Raw genomic sequence first — 2,805 nt, 5'->3', positions numbered from 1 at the left:
GTAAAAATTTGATCCACCAGCCCGATCTCCGCCGCCTCCGCGGGGACAAAGGAGCCCACGTGAGCCAGAAGCGTGATCAAGGCTACTTGCCGCATAATCGTCGACTTGCCCGCCATATTGGGGCCGGTGAGGATCAGCATTTGGCGCTCGCCGGCGCTCAGAAGAATATCGTTGGGCACAAAGGGATCCGAACTAAAGCGCTCCACGACGGGGTGACGACCCGCCTTAATCCGGATCTCGTCTCGGTCCGTAACCTTCGGGTGTACGTAATCGTATTGTGTAGCGACCCGAGCAAACGAAGCGTAAACGTCGAGCTCCGCCAATGCGGCACCCAGAGATTGAAGGGAACGGGTGGATTCCGAGATCGTGCGACAGAGCCGGTCGAAAAGTTCGGCTTCGACTTGAGCTAATTTTTCTTCCGCCTCCAGAATCTGGGTCTCTTTTTCTTTTAGATCGGGAGTCACAAAACGTTCGGCACCGGCCAGTGTCTGTTTTCGGATGTAATCCTCGGGAACTTTTTGAAGATGCGTCTTGGTCACCTCGATGTAGTAACCAAAAACTCGGTTGTATCCGACCTTAAGCGAGGAGATCCCGGTTCGCTTTTTCTCCGTCGCTTCCAGTTGAGCGATCCAATCTCTACCTCCGGAGGTCAGAGCTCGAAGCTCGTCGAGACCGGCATCGAATCCATCTCGAATAACATCGCCGTCTTTTAGAAGGAGGGGAGGTTCATCCGCCAGCGACTGGTGGAGAAGCGTGCGAAGGGCGGTATGTGGATCGAGCCTTTCCCGAAGCCCGGAGAAGGATCCGGCGTCCAAAGAAGCGACAAGATCCCGGAGTGACACAACGTGCGTCAGCGTAGCCCGCAAAGCTGCGCAATCGCGCGGGCTCGCGCGACGGCCGGCGATTTTACCCACGATCCGCTCCACGTCGTGGGTCCGGGCCAGAAGGCGCCGAAGCTCCTCCCGGATATCTCCCCGTTCGGCAAGCTGCCCGACCGCTTCCAGCCTGCGGTGGATTCGGTCAAGATCTCGGAGCGGAAAGTGGAGCCAGTCCCGCAACATTCGGCCTCCCCCGGCCGTTTCGGTTTCGTCCAGAATCCCAAGCAGCGATCTCTCTTTTCCAAGTGCATTGGCATTTCGCTCCCGAAAAATCTCCAGATTTTCGACCGTCGCCCGATCCATACCGACGAAATCGTTTGTTTGATAGGGTTTCGGCGGCGTCAGGTGAGGAAGCAACGTTCGATTCGCCTCTTCGACATAATAGAGAAGCGCATAGGCCGCTCCGCCCACGGGTCCGGATTCGGGAATTCCAAAACCGATCACGGAGGCGACGCCGAAACGCTCGCATAGTTTTCGATCGGCATTCTCGTACACCCATTCCGGAATAAGCTCCGATCGGACACCGTTCTTTTCAAATCGATCGTCGGCAAGCCAAGACTCCGAATTCGCCCCCTTCGCTTTCTCCGGACGAAGCAGTTCGCGGGGCCGGAGCCGCTCGACCTCTTCCAGCGCTTGGTCCGGACGATCGAACGACGTCGCCTCAAAATGGCCGCTGCTCACGTCCATCCACGCGAGTCCGATACTCTTCGAGTCCCGACAGACAGAAACGAGCGGGTTGGCTTCTTTCGACGAAAGTCCCTCCTCGTCGGTGCGGATTCCGGGTGTGATGACTCGCACGACTTCTCGGCGCACGATTCCTTTGGCCAATTTCGGATCTTCCACCTGTTCGCAAATGGCGACCTTGTGCCCGCGATCAAGGAGGCGGGAGATGTAACCATTGGCGCTATGGTATGGAACGCCGCAAAGAGGGACGGGATTGTCGGCACTTTTGTCCCGGGAGGTCAGGGCGATTTCAAGAATCTTGGACGCCACCTCGGCATCCTCAAAAAACATTTCATAAAAATCACCCAGACGAAAGAAGAGGATCGCGTCCCGGTGCTGTTTCTTAATCGCCCAGTATTGCCGCATCAGCGGCGTGTCGATCATAGGGGCTCGCGTCGCCCCCTCCAGCGGCAAAGCCGCCGGAGCCTCCCCCTCAACGCCGCTGCGCGGCTTAACGTGCCGATCCATCCGCGGCAATCTACCTTAATGGTTGCTCACTTCAAATCGTGTTTGCTCCCCTGCTGCTGGCGAAGACGGCGCCGAACGGCATCCACGACCTTTCCAAGCGTCGATTTGGTGCCCAGGTTGATGATCCATTTGGGATACCACCTCTCGGGCTCAAAGAAGATCGTGAGCGTTCCCAAGGTCTTTTTGGGGTCTCGGGGAAACGGTTCCAATTTTGTCGACCCGTTGAAATTTCGAACTCCCTTACCGGAATTCGGAACCATCACAAAGGCGAGCTGTCGGCGGTGCTCCTGGACTTCGATGTCCACGACGTACGACACGTCCGCAATCGGCCACGGCATATCGAGAGCCGCATACTGAAAGACATGATTCTCCTTTCGCTCCCGCACTTTCGACACCGTCATGCGCGGCATGAATTCCGCCTGCCGGTCAAAATCGGCGACCACTTGCCAGACTTCCTCGATCGTCCCGTCGAACACTCCCCGCACGACCCCTCGTTTCAAGGCCGAATGGGGAACATCCACCAACTCCTTCAATTTCTCCCCGTCAGCCAGCCTTTCTTCTTCACTTGCGAGAAGCGTTGATCCAATGAGAGCTCCGAAACAAATGAACGAAAGAATCGCGATTCCAGCGTTCGACCATTTTATTGGTGGCCAAACTTGATGGGCCTCACGCAGGCATGGCGTTGGGTGGCACGATGGGATCCTCCAAGGCCACGCGCAGTCACGAGCATGGCCTT

The 2,805-nt window shown here is 57.0% G+C and carries 2 protein-coding genes; both read right to left on the bottom strand.

The window, feature by feature from the left end:
- A partial coding sequence (gene mutS, locus VI895_09495; protein ID HLG20030.1) for a DNA mismatch repair protein MutS occupies positions 1–2,069 on the bottom strand: 2,069 nt, incomplete at its 3' end.
- A gap of 26 nt (positions 2,070–2,095) precedes the next feature.
- Positions 2,096–2,602, bottom strand: a complete 507-nt coding sequence (locus VI895_09490) for an SRPBCC family protein (GenBank protein HLG20029.1) — start codon at positions 2,600–2,602, stop codon at positions 2,096–2,098.
- Between the last annotated feature and the right edge of the window lie 203 nt (positions 2,603–2,805).

The sequence above is a fragment of the Bdellovibrionota bacterium genome, from assembly GCA_035292885.1.
Classification (GTDB): Bacteria; Bdellovibrionota_G; JALEGL01; order JALEGL01; family DATDPG01; genus DATDPG01.
The sequence above is the reverse complement of the archived record's forward strand: the minus strand, read 5'-3'. Positions and strand labels throughout refer to the sequence as shown.